Source organism: Ruegeria sp. I3 (assembly GCF_056532525.1).
The window spans coordinates 834,193-848,123 of record NZ_JBQFNI010000001.1 but is presented as its reverse complement, the minus strand read 5'-3'; the positions used below and the strand labels follow the sequence as shown (position 1 = coordinate 848,123).

Here is a 13,931-nt window from a genome sequence, read left to right as displayed (position 1 = left end):
CATCAAACGGCCCTGCATGTCAACCAGACAAACCAATACCGTATCAATCTCGCCAGACGAAACCTCAGCCTTCAAATGCTCAAATGTCAGCATGCAATACCTCTGTGATATGCGAGAATTTTCGACGAAAATTCTTTGTCCCTGTAACGACCGGCCCGCGAAAGAACGGGCCGGTCAAGTATTTTATCCGTAACGATAGGGCCGCCCGGCCTTGAGCATTTCGGCGTTGTAGCGCTTGAAGATATCCACGACCTTTGCCTTGGTCTCGGATTCCGCAGCAATTTCGTCCCAGAACTTAACAGCAGCTTCTTCAACCGTCGCCCACTCTTCATCCGGGATGGTCGTCAATTGCATCTTGGTACCGTTAACCCGCAGGTTGGCTTCGCCGCCCCAATACCACCACTGGCGGTAGTAGTGCGACTGGTCACAGCAGACCTTGAACAGAGTTTGCAGATCTTCCGGTAGCTCGTTCCAGCGATCCATATTGGCAAAGAAGTGGCCGGCCCAGGCCCCCGAAATGTTGTTGGTTAGGAAGTAGTTAGTCACATCCGCCCAACCCACGGTGTAGTCTTCGGTGATGCCCGACCAGGCAATACCGTCCAACTCGCCGGTTTGAACTGCAACTTCGATGTCTTCCCACGGCAGTGTGACGGGTACCACGCCAAACTGGCTGAGGAACCGGCCTGCTGTCGGGAAGGTGAAGATGCGTTTGCCCTTCATATCCTCCAGCGAATTGATCGGATCCTTGGTCGCAAAGTGACACGGATCCCACGCGCCGGCGCTGATGTGTTTAACGCCAACCTTCGAATACTCTTCGTCCCAGATTTCGTTCAAGCCCCACTGGTTGAATAGCACCGGCACGTCCAGCGAATAGCGCGAAGCGAACGGGAAGTAGCCGCCGAAAACAGTGACTTCGGTGGGCGAGGCCATCGAGTCATCATCCGATTGAACCGCGTCGATGGTTCCCTTCTGCATAGCGCGGAACAGCTCTCCGGTCGGGACCAGTTGATCGGCGTAGAACAGCTCGATCTGCATACGGTCACCGGCGATCTGGTTGAACATCTTGATAGCCGGGTCGATCACATGCTCGGCCAGTGCAGGACCGGCATATGTCTGCATCCGCCATGTGATCGTGCTTTGCGCCAGTGCAGGCGTTGCCAAAGGTGCCGCCGCAACCCCTACCCCCGCAGTTTTCAGAAACTTACGTCTTGTCGTCATGTCAATTTCCTCTCCGTTTAAGTTTGGGTGCCCGTGTGTCGGGCCTTCTGGTTAATTTCCGTAAACATACCCGGGCAGCCACAAGGCGATCTCGGGGAATATCATGATTATTGCGAGCGCCAGGATCATCACCCCGACAAAGGGCACGATTGAGCGGTAAATGTCCCGCAGGCTGATTTCTGGTGGAGCCATTGCGCGCATCAGGAACAGGTTGTAGCCGAAAGGCGGCGTCATATACGCGATCTGGGTGGTGATGGTGTAAAGTACACCGTACCAGATCAGATCAAAGCCGAGCGCACCTACCAATGGCACATAAAGCGGGGCAACAATGACCAGCATCGCGGTGTCGTCCAAAAACGTACCCATCACGATAAAGCTGAGCTGCATCAGGATCAGGATCAGCCAGGGCGACAGACCAAGTTGCTCGGTGAACAGGTTTTCTATTGCCTTCACTGCGCCTAGCCCATCAAACACCGCACCAAAGCCCAGCGCTGCAAGAATGATCCACATGAACATGCAGGAAATTGCCAGCGTCTGTTTGGTGCAGTCCTCAAAAATCTTCCATGTCATTCGACGCTTGAGGATCGACGCCACCAGCGCTGCCAGCGCACCGATGGCCGAGCTTTCCACCAGAGAGGTCCAGCCGTTCACGAAGGGCAGCATCATTGCGGCAAATATGATCAACGGCAAAGCCCCTGCCCCAAGAAGGCGCAGCTTTTCTGCCCGAGGCACTTCGTGCGCATCTTTCATCGCGGGGCCCAGATGTGGCTGAATGCGGCATCGGATCCAGATATAGAGGATGAACATCGACGCCATTAGCAGCCCCGGCACAATGCCAGCCAACCACAGCTGTCCCACAGGCTGCCGTGCGATCATCGCGTACAAGACCAGAACTACCGAGGGCGGCACAAGGATGCCCAAGCTCGACCCGGCCTGAATGACCCCCGTCACCATGGTCTTGTCGTATCCGCGCCGCAGCAGTTCAGGCAGTGCAATCGTCGCCCCGATGGCCATACCTGCCACGCTGAGCCCGTTCATCGCCGAGACCAGCACCATCAGGCCGATGGTGCCGATGGCAAGCCCACCGTTCACCGGCCCCATCCAGACGTGGAACATGCGATAGAGGTCATCGGCCAGACGACTTTCGCTCAGGACATAGCCCATGAAGATGAACATCGGCAGGGTCAGCAGTGGGTACCATTTCATCAGCTTCATCGCCGCCGAAAACGGAATGTCCTGCCCGCCTGTCCCCCAGAGCGCCAGTGCCGCAATGGCTGCGACGGCACCAATGGCACCAAAGACGCGCTGCCCTGTGAACAGCATCAGCATCATCGAAGCGAACATGAAGATTGCGATAAATTCCTGGCTCATGCCCGCGCTGCCCCGATCTCTTGCCCGTTGATCCGCGCAATGTCTTTGAAAAATTCTGATATCGCCTGCAGCAGCATCAGGAAGAAGCCGAAGACCATGATCGCCTTGACCGGCCAGATGTATGGCCGCCACGCCGTGGAGGATCGTTCTAGCCGTCCGACCTCTTCGCTGCCGGTCAGAAGGCCTGTGAAATAGGCGACAGGCTCATCACCCCAATAGCCCAGGCTGTACGCCGTGGATCCAAGCCCACCGTAGAACAGTACACCCAGATAAAGGATCAGCAGCAGTACCGTGAAGGCATCGAACCAGGCTTTCCGGCGATGGCTCCAATTATGATAAAACAGATCCATTCGCACGTTCGAACCCAGTTGGATCGAATACGGCCCCCCCATGATGTAATAGGTCACCATCGCAAACTGCGCCATTTCTAGCGTCCAGAGCGAAGGCAGAAAGAAGGTCTTCGAGATCGAGGACCACAGCAGGATGCCCATCATCACGAACAGGCCCCACATCATGACCCGCCCGATCCGGTAGTTCACCGCATCGACTACACGCACATATGCTGACATTGCCTTGATCATTCGCCCACCCCGCTACAGAACGGAGCAATGGTACGATTGATCCACGGGGCCAGACAATCGGCCATGACCCGCTGCTGCTCGGCTGTCTGAATCAGATCATTCCGGATCTCGATCATGACGTTTAACAATCCGTTGGGCGCTGCGTGAAGATCCAAAGTGTGCGCCACCCCGTCTGCCGCCGAATAGGGTTCGTTCAATCGAGTAACCAGGGGCAGCTCGTGCGCGGCGCTGGCCAACATCGCCTTGGCAAAGCGGGCGTCCTGGCCATGCAGCAAACCAAGCTCAACATCGCGCGGTGTTCCGCGGTATATCGGCGTGAAACTATGAACCGTCACCATGAGTTTTAGCGTGCGGTGATGACGGATCAGAACATCCTCTAGCCCTTGGCAAAACGGCACGTATACGCCTTCAATCCGCTGCTGACGCGCATTGGCGCTCAGTTCAAGGTTCGCCGGGATCGGTGTGTCTTCACTGCATTCCGGCATAGCATCGGGGGCTTCGGGAGGGCGGTTGCAGTCATAAACCAGCCTCGACACCCCGCCATGCACCAGCACGCCGTTCAACTGCTGGGCCAGTGCCTGTGCAACCGGCAGCGCGCCCGGGTCCCACGCGATATGGCTGCGCAGTGCCTCGGCACTTAGCCCCATGTCCCCCAGTCCGTCCGGGATACGATGCGAGGCGTGTTCGCACACCACCACAACCGAAGGCTCTTCCGGCGCGTCGTCGATGTGAACGACGGGACCGAAATCAGGCTGAGCAGAGGTGAGAGTGGCGCTACGTGATTCCATTTGGAAAAAATTCCACAGAGGTTCTTAACCTGTCAATAAATTTCCTGTATAAAATTCCCCAAGTCAGATTGCATTGTCAAATTTTCCACATAAACATGGGTAGAAAGGGAAAGGAGTATTCCGTGCGAGTGACAGAAAGGCTCCTTGCGCATCGCGAAATGATGACACCGACCGAGCGGCAGTTGGTCAACGTGCTGCTGGATGATTACCCCATGGCAGGGCTTGGCAGCATTACCGAGCTGGCCAGTATCGCCTCGGTTTCCACCGCCACGGTTGCGCGGATGCTTCAGAAAACCGGCTTTGATGGCTATCCGCAGTTTCAGTCCGCGATACGCAGCGAAGTGAAAGAGATGATCTCGGGGCCCGTCGCCAAACGGGATGTCTGGCAGAATGACTTACCTGAAGAACACATTCTCAACCGCTACTCCCGCCAAGCGCTTGAGAACCAGCGGCGTTCGATTGATGAGGTCGACCCGGATGAGTTTGACAGTTTCTGCCGTATGCTTTGCGATCCCAAACGGCGTGTTTTCATCACCGGCGGACGCATAACCGGGACCCTGGCGCAATATCTCTACCTCCACCTGCAGATGATCCGTCCTGATGTGAAGCTGCTGTCAGATGCAGCGTCGTGGACTCACGATCTGCTCGAAGTGCGCGAAGGCGACGTGCTGGTGGCCTTGGATGTGCGGCGTTATGAGAACACTACTTTGTTGATCGGGCAGCTTTGCCATGAACGCGGGGCCGAGGTTGTCCTGCTGACGGATCAATGGCGATCCCCCATCCACCGGCTGGCGAAACACACCTTTGCGGTAAGGATCGCAGTGCCTTCGGCCTGGGATTCCATGACTTCGCTAATGGTGCTATTGGAATGCGCCATTGCCGAAATGCAGGAACGTCTCTGGGACAGTGTCAAGCAGCGCACGGACGAGTTAGAGCAGGCCTTTGACCGGACGAAGCTGTTTCGCAAGTTCGGCCAAAGCTCGGGGTCCTGACGTCAGGTAGCGACGTTTCATAAGGTACAACTGCGCGTGAGCCCTGTTGTCAGACGCTGCGCAGACCGTACACTCCAGCGTATGACATTCATCGCTGAAAACCAATTACCTCTGCTGATACTGGCCTTTATGATCGGCCTGTTTGGCACAGGATTTCTGTTCCGCAAACCTGCAGGGCATCGGGCGTGGAAACTGGCGGATCTGGTCTGGGTCGTATTGGGTGGGATCGGTGCGCTGGTAGCCGTGTTGGCCGGGCTTTACACCTCGGACAGTTCGCGGCTGGACCGGCAGATCGACGTTGCTTATGCCGCCACGCTTGCATTCGACCGTGATGCCGCGCGGTTTCGGCTGAGGTTCTGTGACCCCGCTTACGACCCGGATACAGCTGTTTTGTGCGAAAAGGTAGAGTTTCTGTCCGCCTCAACCGCAAGCAATGCCGATTTACCGTTGTTCATCGCGGTCACGAACGAAGTAGCCCCGCTTCAAGGCCTGCATTTTCTATTCGGCCGCACGTCGAGTGATGACATGGATGAGGCCCGCGAGATGGCCGCGAAAGCGGATGCCTTCAGCATCGATCAATTTCTCGTCTTCACATCTCTGGACGATGATACACAAACCGCAATTGACAACATGCGGCGCAAGGTGCCTGCGATTGCCGGTGATTATCTGATCCTGGCCCAAAGCTATGACGATCTGATCGAACAGGTCGGCAAGCTCAAGGATGAATGGGAATATCTGCAGGCGAATGCGCACATTTTGGTACTGCAGATCATTGCCCTATGTCTGGTAAGCTTTGCTGCACCCTTCCGTTTGGGCAAATCCATCGTTGAACTGCGCACCGCCTTCAACGCCGATACGACTGCGCCAGCAGATGCGGATCAGCCCCCAGAAAGTACCGCGCCAGAGTCCAAAGGTTCCGTGCGCCCCGCCGAAACCAACCCTGACGGATATAGCGTTCCGCACTCGTAACCGCGTCTGCTTTCAACAGCACCGGGCGCGGCAAAGCGCGGATCAAGGCGACATCCTCCATCAGTGGCTGATCTGGGAATCCTCCGACAGAGTCATAATCCCTGCGGCGTACCAACAGCCCCTGATCGCCGTAGGGCAAACCAAACACTCTGCTACGCAGGTTGGCCCAACCAGCAACCCAGCGGGCACCAATCCCGCTGACGCGAAACCGCAATCGGAAGGCTGCTGGCCTGTGCGAACGCAGATGCTCTGCCACGATGGCGCTCCAGCCTGACTGCAGCTCGGTGTCGGCATGCAGGATCAGCAGCCAATCGCCAGATGCTTTGGCACACCCCCTTTGCAACTGCCCTCCCCTTGACGCCGGGCCTGTTACGATCTTGGCTCCGGCTTCATCCGCCATCTCAAGTGTTGGATCCTCTGAGCCGCCATCGGTCACGATTAACTCTCGGATCAGGCCTGAATGAAGCCCTTCCATCAAAGCCTGTAGCGTTCCCGGCAGGGAATGCCCCGCGTTAAGGGTTGGAATCACAATGCTGATCGGGGCGGACACGTCTGAAACCCTCTGGTCATGGCGGCGCGATTTCCTATATCACGAAGCCAGACGAATTGACGAGGATCAACCCATGTCCAATCGCCGCATTCTGCGCCTGACCGGCAACGATACTGATAGCTTTCTGCAGGGGCTGATCACAAATGACGTGCAGCGGCTGGACGACGGGCTGGTCTACGCCGCCCTTCTGACCCCGCAGGGCAAGTACCTGGCTGACTTCTTTCTCAAACGAGACGGTGAGTCGGTGCTGCTGGATGTGGCCGATGTGCTCGCCGACGGGCTTGCCAAACGACTGACGATGTACAAGCTGCGTGCAGATGTGACCATCGACCAGACCGACCTGAACGTACAACGCGGCACCGGCCCCGCGCCCGAGGGCGCCCTACCCGACCCGCGGCATCCTGATCTGGGATGGCGCGCTTATTCTACCGCTCTGGAAAGTGATGACGGTACGGACTGGGATGCGATCCGCGTCCGTCACTGTATCCCCGAAACCAACATCGAACTGACGCCAGACAGCTATATTCTTGAGTCCGGGTTCGAGGCGCTGAATGGCTTGGACTTCAAGAAGGGCTGCTATGTCGGACAAGAGGTCACCGCGCGCATGAAGCACAAGACTGAGTTGCGCAAAGGTTTGCGCGTTGTCGAGATCGCGGGCACCGCTCCGGTCGGGACCGAGATTCACTCCAGTGGTAAACCCGCCGGGGTGTTGTTTACACAGTCTGGCGGAAAGGCGATCGCATACCTTCGGCTGGATCGCGCGGGGGACGACATGCAGGCGGGTGGCGCGACGCTAAAACTGCCAGGTTGATTTTGTTGCTGAACCGGCACGCCCATTCTTTTGAAACTGTTTGCGTATTTGACGCGGCCGGGCCGCGCGGTATCACTGACTGCAATTGGCCTAACGGGATACGTGCATGTTTCGCCTCTATACCGCGATATGGCGTGTCAGCGCCGGACGGCAAATCATCCTTATTCTGCTGTCATTGGCGGTGGCTGCGCTGGCGGCCGCTCCGCTTGAGTTCCAGCGCGACATCGTCAATCACCTGACATCTGATAGCATCGAAGTGGATCGCCTGCTGTTGCTGGGCGCCGGGATGATGGGCGTCATCCTGTTGAGCCTTACGTTGAAATGGGTGCTCGGGTATCGCTCTGGAACGCTGGGCGAGGACATCATCCGACTGATCCGGGGACGGTTGCTTGCCCGATCAATCGATCTCAGCGAAGAGGGGCAAGACCTTCGTTCGGGCACGATGACAACGGCCGTATCTGCTGAGGCGGAAGAGCTGGGCAAGTTCGCAGGCGGTGCGTTTTCCGATCCTGTGGTGCAAATCGGCACATTGATCAGCGTGATCGGCTACATCTCCTCAACCCAACCGGGGCTGGGCTTGATCGCACTTTCCATGATCGTTCCGCAGATCATTATCGTTCTGGCCTCTCAGCGAAAAGTGAACATCTTCGTGGCCGAGCGTGTTCGAATTCTGCGCAGCGCGACCGACCGCTTGACGCACGAGGATATCGAGGCGGCATCGCGAGCGATTGAGAAACAGTTCGACGAGATATTCGAGACCCGCCGCAAGATGTTCATCTGGAAACTCTCAGCCAAGTTCCTGCTGAGTGTCATCAATGGCGCAGGGACTGTTGGGATTCTGATGCTGGGCGGCTGGCTGGTGTTGCAGGGTAAAACCGATGTCGGCACCGTCGTGGCCGCGATAAGCGGTCTCGGACGCATTCAAGGCCCGACCGCTTTCTTGATCGCGTTCTACCGACAGGTCAGCGCCAATCGCATCAAGTACGAACTGATGCTGGAGCTGTTTGGAGATCATCCCGAGCGCTATCGCATTCGGACCTAAAAAAGGGCCGCAGAGCGACCCTTTTGCACCGAACCATCGTCCGCTTACGCGCGTTCGGAATATTCCATGGTCTCGGTATTCACTACGATCATCTCATCCTGCCCGATAAAAGGCGGCACCATGACCTTGACGCCATTGTCCAGAACCGCTGGCTTAAACGAGTTCGCCGCAGTTTGACCCTTCACAACCGGCTCGGTCTCGACGATCTTACAGGTCACTTTTTGGGGCAGCGTGGCGTTCAGCGCCTCGCTTTCATAAAACTCCACTACGATGGTCATGCCGTCCTGCAGAAACGGGCGGCGCTCACCCAGCAGTTCCGAAGGCAGTTCGATCTGCTCGTAGGTCTCGGAATCCATGAACACCAGCATGCCATCGGATTCGTACAGGAACTGCTGATCCTTCTGCTCAAGGCGCACGCGTTCGACCTTGTCGGCCGAACGGAAGCGTTCGTTCAGCTTTGAGCCATTGCGCAGGTTGCGCAGCTCGACCTGGGCAAAAGCGCCGCCTTTGCCGGGCTTTACGTGATCCACTTTGACCGCCGCCCACAGTCCGTCATTATGCTCAAGCACATTGCCGGGGCGAATTTCGTTCCCATTTATCTTGGGCATGACTTAAATCCTTCACAAACGGTTGATGCGTCAGTTCTCGTCCCTATATCTGGCGTGACCACACCTGACAAGACAACGAAACCTAGTGCTGCACCTGCAGCGAGCCATGCAAATGACGCAACGCAACTATGCATTTTAGGTGTATCCGAATCGCATGTAATAGGTCATAAGGACCGTCACGCCGAAAATTGCAAGAGCAAGAAAAACAGGAAAGACGAGATGAGAGATTTCGTTGACGGCACTGCCTTTAACAACGAACAAGGCAATCGTGCACGCAAACTTTTCGCAGCCGTTGTACTGGCTGCTCTGGATGATGCCATCGCCGACGACAAGAAGTATGGCAACGGACCGGAACAAATTGCCCGTTGGGCACGTTCGCGCGATGGGCGCGAAGTACTATCGTGCGCCGGCATCGACCCCAATGAGCGGGTTGTAGGCGGGCTGATGGAATTTGTTGGTCGCGGCGTACGGACGTCTGTCGCCCTGTCCCGCGAAGAAAGCGAACGCCGGAATGCGGCTCAGCAGGCCGAAGCTGCCTGATTGTTCCCCGCATCCGATTGAAAAAACGCGCCCTGACATCGGGGCGCGTTTTTCTTTGGGCTGATTGGTCAGATCAAAAATACATGATCCATTGCCACGCCACCCAAAGCTCGGCCGCCAGTAACAGCGCAAAGAACAGTTTTGCCGAAACCGACAGGCCGCGCTGCCAAAGCACCACATAGGCGGCAATGCAAATCGTCACTGAGATCGGCGCGATCCAAGCCGCATGATGTGTGCTGTCCCAATAGCTGATCGGACTGTGAAAGACCCATGAACTGATCGGCCAGAACTGTGGTCGGCCATCGCCTGCGTGCAATAAGAAATCCATCACCAAATGAAGTATCCCTGCGGATGCGCCAATGGTCAGCAGGTGCCAGCCGCGCCACAGCCCGAGTGCAAGTGCCACTCCCCACAAAATAAACGAGTTATCGATGGCGAATACGGTTTGCCACGCGGGTGAAAAGTAAAGCTGATCAAACACCACCTGTGCCGGGATGTTCAGGATGTGCAGCGAAACGCCGGCCATCAGGTATAGCGACAAATCCGGCAACAAGGACCCAAACAGAGCTGCCCATAGCGTCGCGCCCCGGGCCGGGCGGGCAAAAACAGCAGCACCAATCAAAAGATGCGCAGGCGTATTCATATGGGGCTTTTCCTTTGGCCTTAAATCAGATCATCTGCGCCCGAGCATAGGAGACAGGCCATGGCGCGGTCCATCATGATTCAAGGCACCGGCAGCAATGTTGGCAAATCGGTTTTAGTGGCCGGGTTGGCCCGCGCCTATACGCGACGCGGGTTGCGCGTGGCTCCGTTCAAGCCGCAGAACATGTCGAACAACGCCGCTGTTACGGAAAACGGCGGCGAAATCGGGCGCGCGCAAGCCCTGCAGGCGCGGGCGGCCAAACGACCGACGCATACGGATATGAACCCAATCCTGCTCAAACCCGAAACTGATACCGGCGCGCAGATCATTCTTCAGGGCCAGCGCGCAGGTACAATGAAGGCGGGCGATTATCGCAAGGACAAGTCTAAGCTACTGGGGGCGGCTCTGGAAAGCTTTGAAAGGCTTTGCTGCGACGCTGATCTGGTGTTGATTGAAGGCGCGGGTAGTCCGGCAGAAACTAATCTGCGCAAGGGTGACATCGCCAATATGGGATTTGCCTGTGCCGCACAGGTTCCGGTGGTTCTGGTGGGCGACATTCATCGGGGTGGCGTGATCGCTCAGATCGTGGGGACGCAAGCCGTCTTGGAGGCCGAGGACCTTGCGATGATCCGGGGTTTTGCCATCAACCGCTTCAAAGGCGATGTCTCCCTGTTCGATGAAGGGCGCGACGATATCGCATCCCGGACCGGCTGGCCCTGTATGGGCGTGGTGCCCTGGTTCCATGATGCATGGAAGCTGCCGGCAGAAGACATGATGGACATCCGCTCTCATACCGGAGGGGCATGCAAGATCGCTGTGCCTCAGCTTGAGCGGATGGCCAATTTCGACGATCTCGACCCGCTTTCCGCCGAACCGGGCGTTACGGTCGAGATCATCCCAGCAGGCCGTCCCCTGCCCGGAGATGCCGATCTGGTGCTGTTGCCGGGCAGCAAGTCTACAATCGGCGATCTGGCCTATTTCCGGGCGCAGGGCTGGGATATCGACCTTTATGCCCATGTCCGCCGCGGGGGTCATGTTCTGGGCCTGTGCGGGGGTTATCAGATGCTGGGCAAAACCATCTCGGACCCCGATGGCGTCGATGGACGCCCCGGTCAGGTCGAAGGGTTGGGATTGCTGGATGTCAGCACGACAATGGCCGGAGAAAAGCAGGTTATCCTGCGCTCAGCAACCGCCCTGCCCGGTCATGAACCCGTCAGCGGATATGAGATCCACATGGGCCGTACTGATGGCCCGGATTGCGCTCGGGCCTGGCTGCAGATCGAAGGTCGCCCGGAAGGTGCCGCCAGCGCCAATGGGCGCATACGCGGCAGCTATCTGCATGGGATTTTCACCTCGGACACGTTTCGCGCCAGCTATCTGGCAGAGCTGGGCGTGACATCGGAAACAGCTTACGAAGACGGCGTCGAACAAGTGCTGGACGACCTTGCCGACCATCTGGAACAGCATATGGATCTGGATCTGCTTCTCGCGATGGCGCAGACGCCACGCACCATTTAGACCTCAGTCAACATCCGCTGCGGCGATCGCCCGCGTGATCTCACGCCGAACCATCTTGCGCAGGTTTTTCGTGATCCGTTCGCCCAGCGCGCCCTGCAGCTCTTCCCGGACGATCTGGGCGACGAGTTCGCGCAATTCCTCTTCTCCGATTGTAACATCGGTCGGCTTCTGTGCCATATCTTCCACCACCTCCGGGTCGCGAATAAATGTGGCTTCGGATTTTGGTTCAGCCGCCTGAGACTGCGCAAAAGCTCTGTCTGCCGGCCATTCAACAGCCTGCGTCTTGGTGCCAGAGTAGTCGTCATCGCTCTCGCCATCAGGCTCCCACTGATCCTCGGTGCGCGCGATAGCAGCTTCCAAAGCTTCAATCTTGGCGCTGAGGCTTCCCGCTAGGTCGCGCTTTGGTGCGTCTGCCTTGGCGTCGACATCACCAGCGCGTACAATATCGCTGGGTTGCAGCCGCATCGGTTCGGCAGGGTTGCTTGGCGCATTTGCGGCCCGCTTTGGGGTACTGTCACCCGCGCTATGCTGGGGCATCAGTTTCAAGGGCGCGGCCTTCTTGGCGATCAGCGGTTCATTGCTGACGCGCAGCGCATCCGTTAAAACCAACCGGCCCGGCTTGGCAGCCGGGGCCGTCGGAACAAAGATGAATTCTGATTCGTCATGCGCGTCCTCGTCGACCATTCGCTTAACCGACGAAAGAACGTCCTGAATATTGGCGCTTACAACACGATCTGACATTATTTTCTACCGCTCTAACCTAGGCCCGATTGTAGCCAATCCGAGCCAGCGCCACAACAGGTAGCGATGCCCTTTAGTCGCGGCGCAATGCCTTGAGCACTCGATCCAGATCGCGGCTTTGCTTACTGACCTGCGACGGCGCCTTTTTCACGAGGTTGTAATACAGGGTCGGATCATAGATCTGCACTGCAAGACCCAAACGCTCTGCCGTCAACAGCCCCTGGGCCTGCAGCAGTTCATATGCCGCCCGCGACCGCTCGGTCCGGGATGCTACCTCGGCCAATTGCGCGTCCAGCAAATCCTGCTGGGCATTCAGGACGTCCAAGGTCGTCCGTGCACCCAACGTTGCTTCTTCACGAATACCGTCAAACGCCACCTGCGAAGCACGAACCCGTTCTGTTGACGCCCGCAGGCTTGCAGTTGCCGCCTGAAACGCAGCATAGCGATCGGCAACACCTTGTGTGATGTCTTTCTGAACGTTCAGAAGGTTGGCACGCGACGCATCACGAGTTGCCATCGCACGACGCACCGCTGCCGCCAGACCGCCACCAGAATAGATCGGCTGATTGAAGTTCAGTGAGATCGTCGCATCGTTGATGTAATCGTCATTGTCGTAGCTCTCGGTAATGCCCGCATCCGCATTCAGGCTGACATTCGGACCCAGATTTGCACGCTGCTGCTGCACGATCAGGTCCAGCGCACGCACCTGATGCTGCGCGGAAAGAATCGCAGGGTGGTTCCGCTGAGCCAAATTCACCGCATCCGCCTCTGAACGCGGCAGGTTGGGCAGCCTTGGCTGGCCAGCCGTCCGCCCAGGTGTCTTGCCAACGGCGTTTACGTATTCAGCCTGAGCAATGCTCAGGTTACCACGTGCGACCGCCAAATCAGCCTGAGAGCTGGCCAATTGTGCCTCGGACAGGGCAACGTCTGTACGTGTAACCTCACCTACTTCAAAGCGATCCTGCGATGCGCGCAGTTCTTCCGCCGACACTTCCACGTTGTTCTGGCGGATCGCAACCGTCTCTTCCTGCAGCAGAACACCCAGATAGGCGTTCGCGGCTCTGATCAGGATTTGTTGTTCAATATCAATAAGAGACTGACGGGTGGATAGCACAGTTTCCTGCGCCGATTGCTTGCCAAGGATGGAAGCGCCACCGTCATAGATCAACTGGCTCAGCGTGAGACCGGAAAAAAAGCTCGAAGGCTCGCGCGTCGTGATCAAGCTGCTCGTGTTGGTGCGCGTGTAATCCCGGCTCACCCGCACGGTCCAGTTGATGATCGGACGCAGCGCCGAGAGCGCAATGGCGACATCTTCATCCGCTGCGCGTAACAAGGCACGGTTCTGCTCAAGCAGGCCGCTGGTGTTATACGCGCCGATGAATGCATCGGTCAGATTATCTGCCCAAACCGACCTTCCGGGCATCACACTTAATGCAACACCAGCAGCCAAAGTCAGGCCTTTGACCAGCTTTCCTGTCGTCGTCCCGCGCATAACTAAGTCCTCTCAAATCGAAATTACGCAACCACCAGCGCAGTTTGCGCCGGTGTTTTCAAGTAAT

14 protein-coding genes are annotated in these 13,931 nt (G+C 57.3%); 5 read left to right on the top strand and 9 right to left on the bottom strand.

Going from position 1 to position 13,931, the window contains the following annotated elements:
• Positions 1-183 precede the first annotated feature (183 nt).
• The 4 genes from ACR0L9_RS04335 to ACR0L9_RS04320 are packed head-to-tail and all read right to left on the bottom strand — an operon-like array spanning position 184 to position 3,958.
• On the bottom strand, positions 184-1,218 hold the full coding sequence (locus ACR0L9_RS04335) for a TRAP transporter substrate-binding protein (protein WP_170391784.1): 1,035 nt from the start codon (positions 1,216-1,218) through the stop codon (positions 184-186).
• Between the two features lie 51 nt (positions 1,219-1,269).
• A complete protein-coding gene (locus ACR0L9_RS04330; RefSeq protein ID WP_480894914.1) occupies positions 1,270-2,589 on the bottom strand; it encodes a TRAP transporter large permease in 1,320 nt (439 codons plus the stop codon).
• Positions 2,586-3,170: a TRAP transporter small permease subunit gene (locus tag ACR0L9_RS04325; RefSeq protein ID WP_170420973.1), complete on the bottom strand. Its 585-nt coding sequence runs from the start codon at positions 3,168-3,170 to the stop codon at positions 2,586-2,588. The genes ACR0L9_RS04330 and ACR0L9_RS04325 overlap by 4 nt, the downstream gene beginning before the upstream one ends.
• Positions 3,167-3,958, bottom strand: a complete 792-nt coding sequence (locus ACR0L9_RS04320) for an N-formylglutamate amidohydrolase (protein ID WP_170420971.1) — start codon at positions 3,956-3,958, stop codon at positions 3,167-3,169. Before ACR0L9_RS04320 ends, ACR0L9_RS04325 begins: the two co-directional genes overlap by 4 nt.
• Before the next feature lie 128 nt (positions 3,959-4,086).
• Between ACR0L9_RS04320 and ACR0L9_RS04315 the strand changes: the two genes are divergently transcribed.
• Complete coding sequence (locus tag ACR0L9_RS04315) at positions 4,087-4,950, top strand: MurR/RpiR family transcriptional regulator (RefSeq protein WP_255611699.1); 864 nt, start codon at positions 4,087-4,089, stop codon at positions 4,948-4,950.
• Between the two features lie 844 nt (positions 4,951-5,794).
• On the opposite strand, the gene ACR0L9_RS04310 is transcribed toward ACR0L9_RS04315, so the two are convergent.
• A complete protein-coding gene (locus ACR0L9_RS04310) occupies positions 5,795-6,469 on the bottom strand; it encodes a TIGR04283 family arsenosugar biosynthesis glycosyltransferase (RefSeq protein ID WP_480894912.1) in 675 nt (224 codons plus the stop codon).
• 73 nt (positions 6,470-6,542) lie between these two features.
• On the opposite strand from ACR0L9_RS04310, the gene ygfZ reads away from it, so the two are divergent.
• Positions 6,543-7,280 carry a CAF17-like 4Fe-4S cluster assembly/insertion protein YgfZ gene (gene ygfZ, locus ACR0L9_RS04305; RefSeq protein ID WP_480894910.1) on the top strand — a complete coding sequence of 246 codons (738 nt, stop codon included), beginning with the start codon at positions 6,543-6,545 and terminating at the stop codon, positions 7,278-7,280.
• Between the two features lie 106 nt (positions 7,281-7,386).
• Positions 7,387-8,322: an ABC transporter transmembrane domain-containing protein gene (locus ACR0L9_RS04300; protein WP_170391799.1), complete on the top strand. Its 936-nt coding sequence runs from the start codon at positions 7,387-7,389 to the stop codon at positions 8,320-8,322.
• A 44-nt stretch (positions 8,323-8,366) separates the two neighbouring features.
• On the opposite strand, the gene efp is transcribed toward ACR0L9_RS04300, so the two are convergent.
• The gene (efp, locus tag ACR0L9_RS04295) at positions 8,367-8,930 is read right to left on the bottom strand and encodes an elongation factor P (protein WP_170391801.1); all 564 of its coding nucleotides are present in this window, start codon (positions 8,928-8,930) and stop codon (positions 8,367-8,369) included.
• Positions 8,931-9,149: 219 nt separating this feature from the next.
• On the opposite strand from efp, the gene ACR0L9_RS04290 reads away from it, so the two are divergent.
• A complete protein-coding gene (locus tag ACR0L9_RS04290; protein ID WP_008757056.1) occupies positions 9,150-9,470 on the top strand; it encodes a DUF6280 family protein in 321 nt (106 codons plus the stop codon).
• A gap of 73 nt (positions 9,471-9,543) precedes the next feature.
• On the opposite strand, the gene ACR0L9_RS04285 is transcribed toward ACR0L9_RS04290, so the two are convergent.
• On the bottom strand, positions 9,544-10,113 hold the full coding sequence (locus ACR0L9_RS04285; RefSeq protein ID WP_170391803.1) for a cobalamin biosynthesis protein CobQ: 570 nt from the start codon (positions 10,111-10,113) through the stop codon (positions 9,544-9,546).
• 60 nt (positions 10,114-10,173) lie between these two features.
• On the opposite strand from ACR0L9_RS04285, the gene ACR0L9_RS04280 reads away from it, so the two are divergent.
• Positions 10,174-11,631 (top strand): cobyric acid synthase, encoded by a 1,458-nt coding sequence (locus ACR0L9_RS04280; protein ID WP_480567141.1) that lies wholly within the window; start codon positions 10,174-10,176, stop codon positions 11,629-11,631.
• Between the two features lie 3 nt (positions 11,632-11,634).
• On the opposite strand, the gene ACR0L9_RS04275 is transcribed toward ACR0L9_RS04280, so the two are convergent.
• Together ACR0L9_RS04275 and ACR0L9_RS04270 are read right to left on the bottom strand one after the other, a co-directional pair.
• Positions 11,635-12,372 (bottom strand): hypothetical protein, encoded by a 738-nt coding sequence (locus tag ACR0L9_RS04275; RefSeq protein ID WP_480894908.1) that lies wholly within the window; start codon positions 12,370-12,372, stop codon positions 11,635-11,637.
• Between the two features lie 73 nt (positions 12,373-12,445).
• Positions 12,446-13,864 (bottom strand): TolC family outer membrane protein, encoded by a 1,419-nt coding sequence (locus tag ACR0L9_RS04270; RefSeq protein ID WP_170391809.1) that lies wholly within the window; start codon positions 13,862-13,864, stop codon positions 12,446-12,448.
• Between the last annotated feature and the right edge of the window lie 67 nt (positions 13,865-13,931).

What these genes read in the sequence shown, in the direction of transcription:
- ACR0L9_RS04300 (WP_170391799.1), top strand. Translation starts at nt 7,387, where the DNA reads ATGTTTCGCCTCTATACCGCGATATGGCGTGTCAGCGCCGGACGGCAA.
- ACR0L9_RS04285 (WP_170391803.1), bottom strand. Translation starts at nt 10,113, where the DNA reads ATGAATACGCCTGCGCATCTTTTGATTGGTGCTGCTGTTTTTGCCCGC.
- efp (WP_170391801.1), bottom strand. Translation starts at nt 8,930, where the DNA reads ATGCCCAAGATAAATGGGAACGAAATTCGCCCCGGCAATGTGCTTGAG.
- ACR0L9_RS04275 (WP_480894908.1), bottom strand. Translation starts at nt 12,372, where the DNA reads ATGTCAGATCGTGTTGTAAGCGCCAATATTCAGGACGTTCTTTCGTCG.
- ACR0L9_RS04335 (WP_170391784.1), bottom strand. Translation starts at nt 1,218, where the DNA reads ATGACGACAAGACGTAAGTTTCTGAAAACTGCGGGGGTAGGGGTTGCG.
- ACR0L9_RS04280 (WP_480567141.1), top strand. Translation starts at nt 10,174, where the DNA reads ATGGCGCGGTCCATCATGATTCAAGGCACCGGCAGCAATGTTGGCAAA.
- ygfZ (WP_480894910.1), top strand. Translation starts at nt 6,543, where the DNA reads ATGTCCAATCGCCGCATTCTGCGCCTGACCGGCAACGATACTGATAGC.
- ACR0L9_RS04270 (WP_170391809.1), bottom strand. Translation starts at nt 13,864, where the DNA reads ATGCGCGGGACGACGACAGGAAAGCTGGTCAAAGGCCTGACTTTGGCT.
- ACR0L9_RS04325 (WP_170420973.1), bottom strand. Translation starts at nt 3,170, where the DNA reads ATGATCAAGGCAATGTCAGCATATGTGCGTGTAGTCGATGCGGTGAAC.
- ACR0L9_RS04320 (WP_170420971.1), bottom strand. Translation starts at nt 3,958, where the DNA reads ATGGAATCACGTAGCGCCACTCTCACCTCTGCTCAGCCTGATTTCGGT.
- ACR0L9_RS04330 (WP_480894914.1), bottom strand. Translation starts at nt 2,589, where the DNA reads ATGAGCCAGGAATTTATCGCAATCTTCATGTTCGCTTCGATGATGCTG.
- ACR0L9_RS04290 (WP_008757056.1), top strand. Translation starts at nt 9,150, where the DNA reads ATGAGAGATTTCGTTGACGGCACTGCCTTTAACAACGAACAAGGCAAT.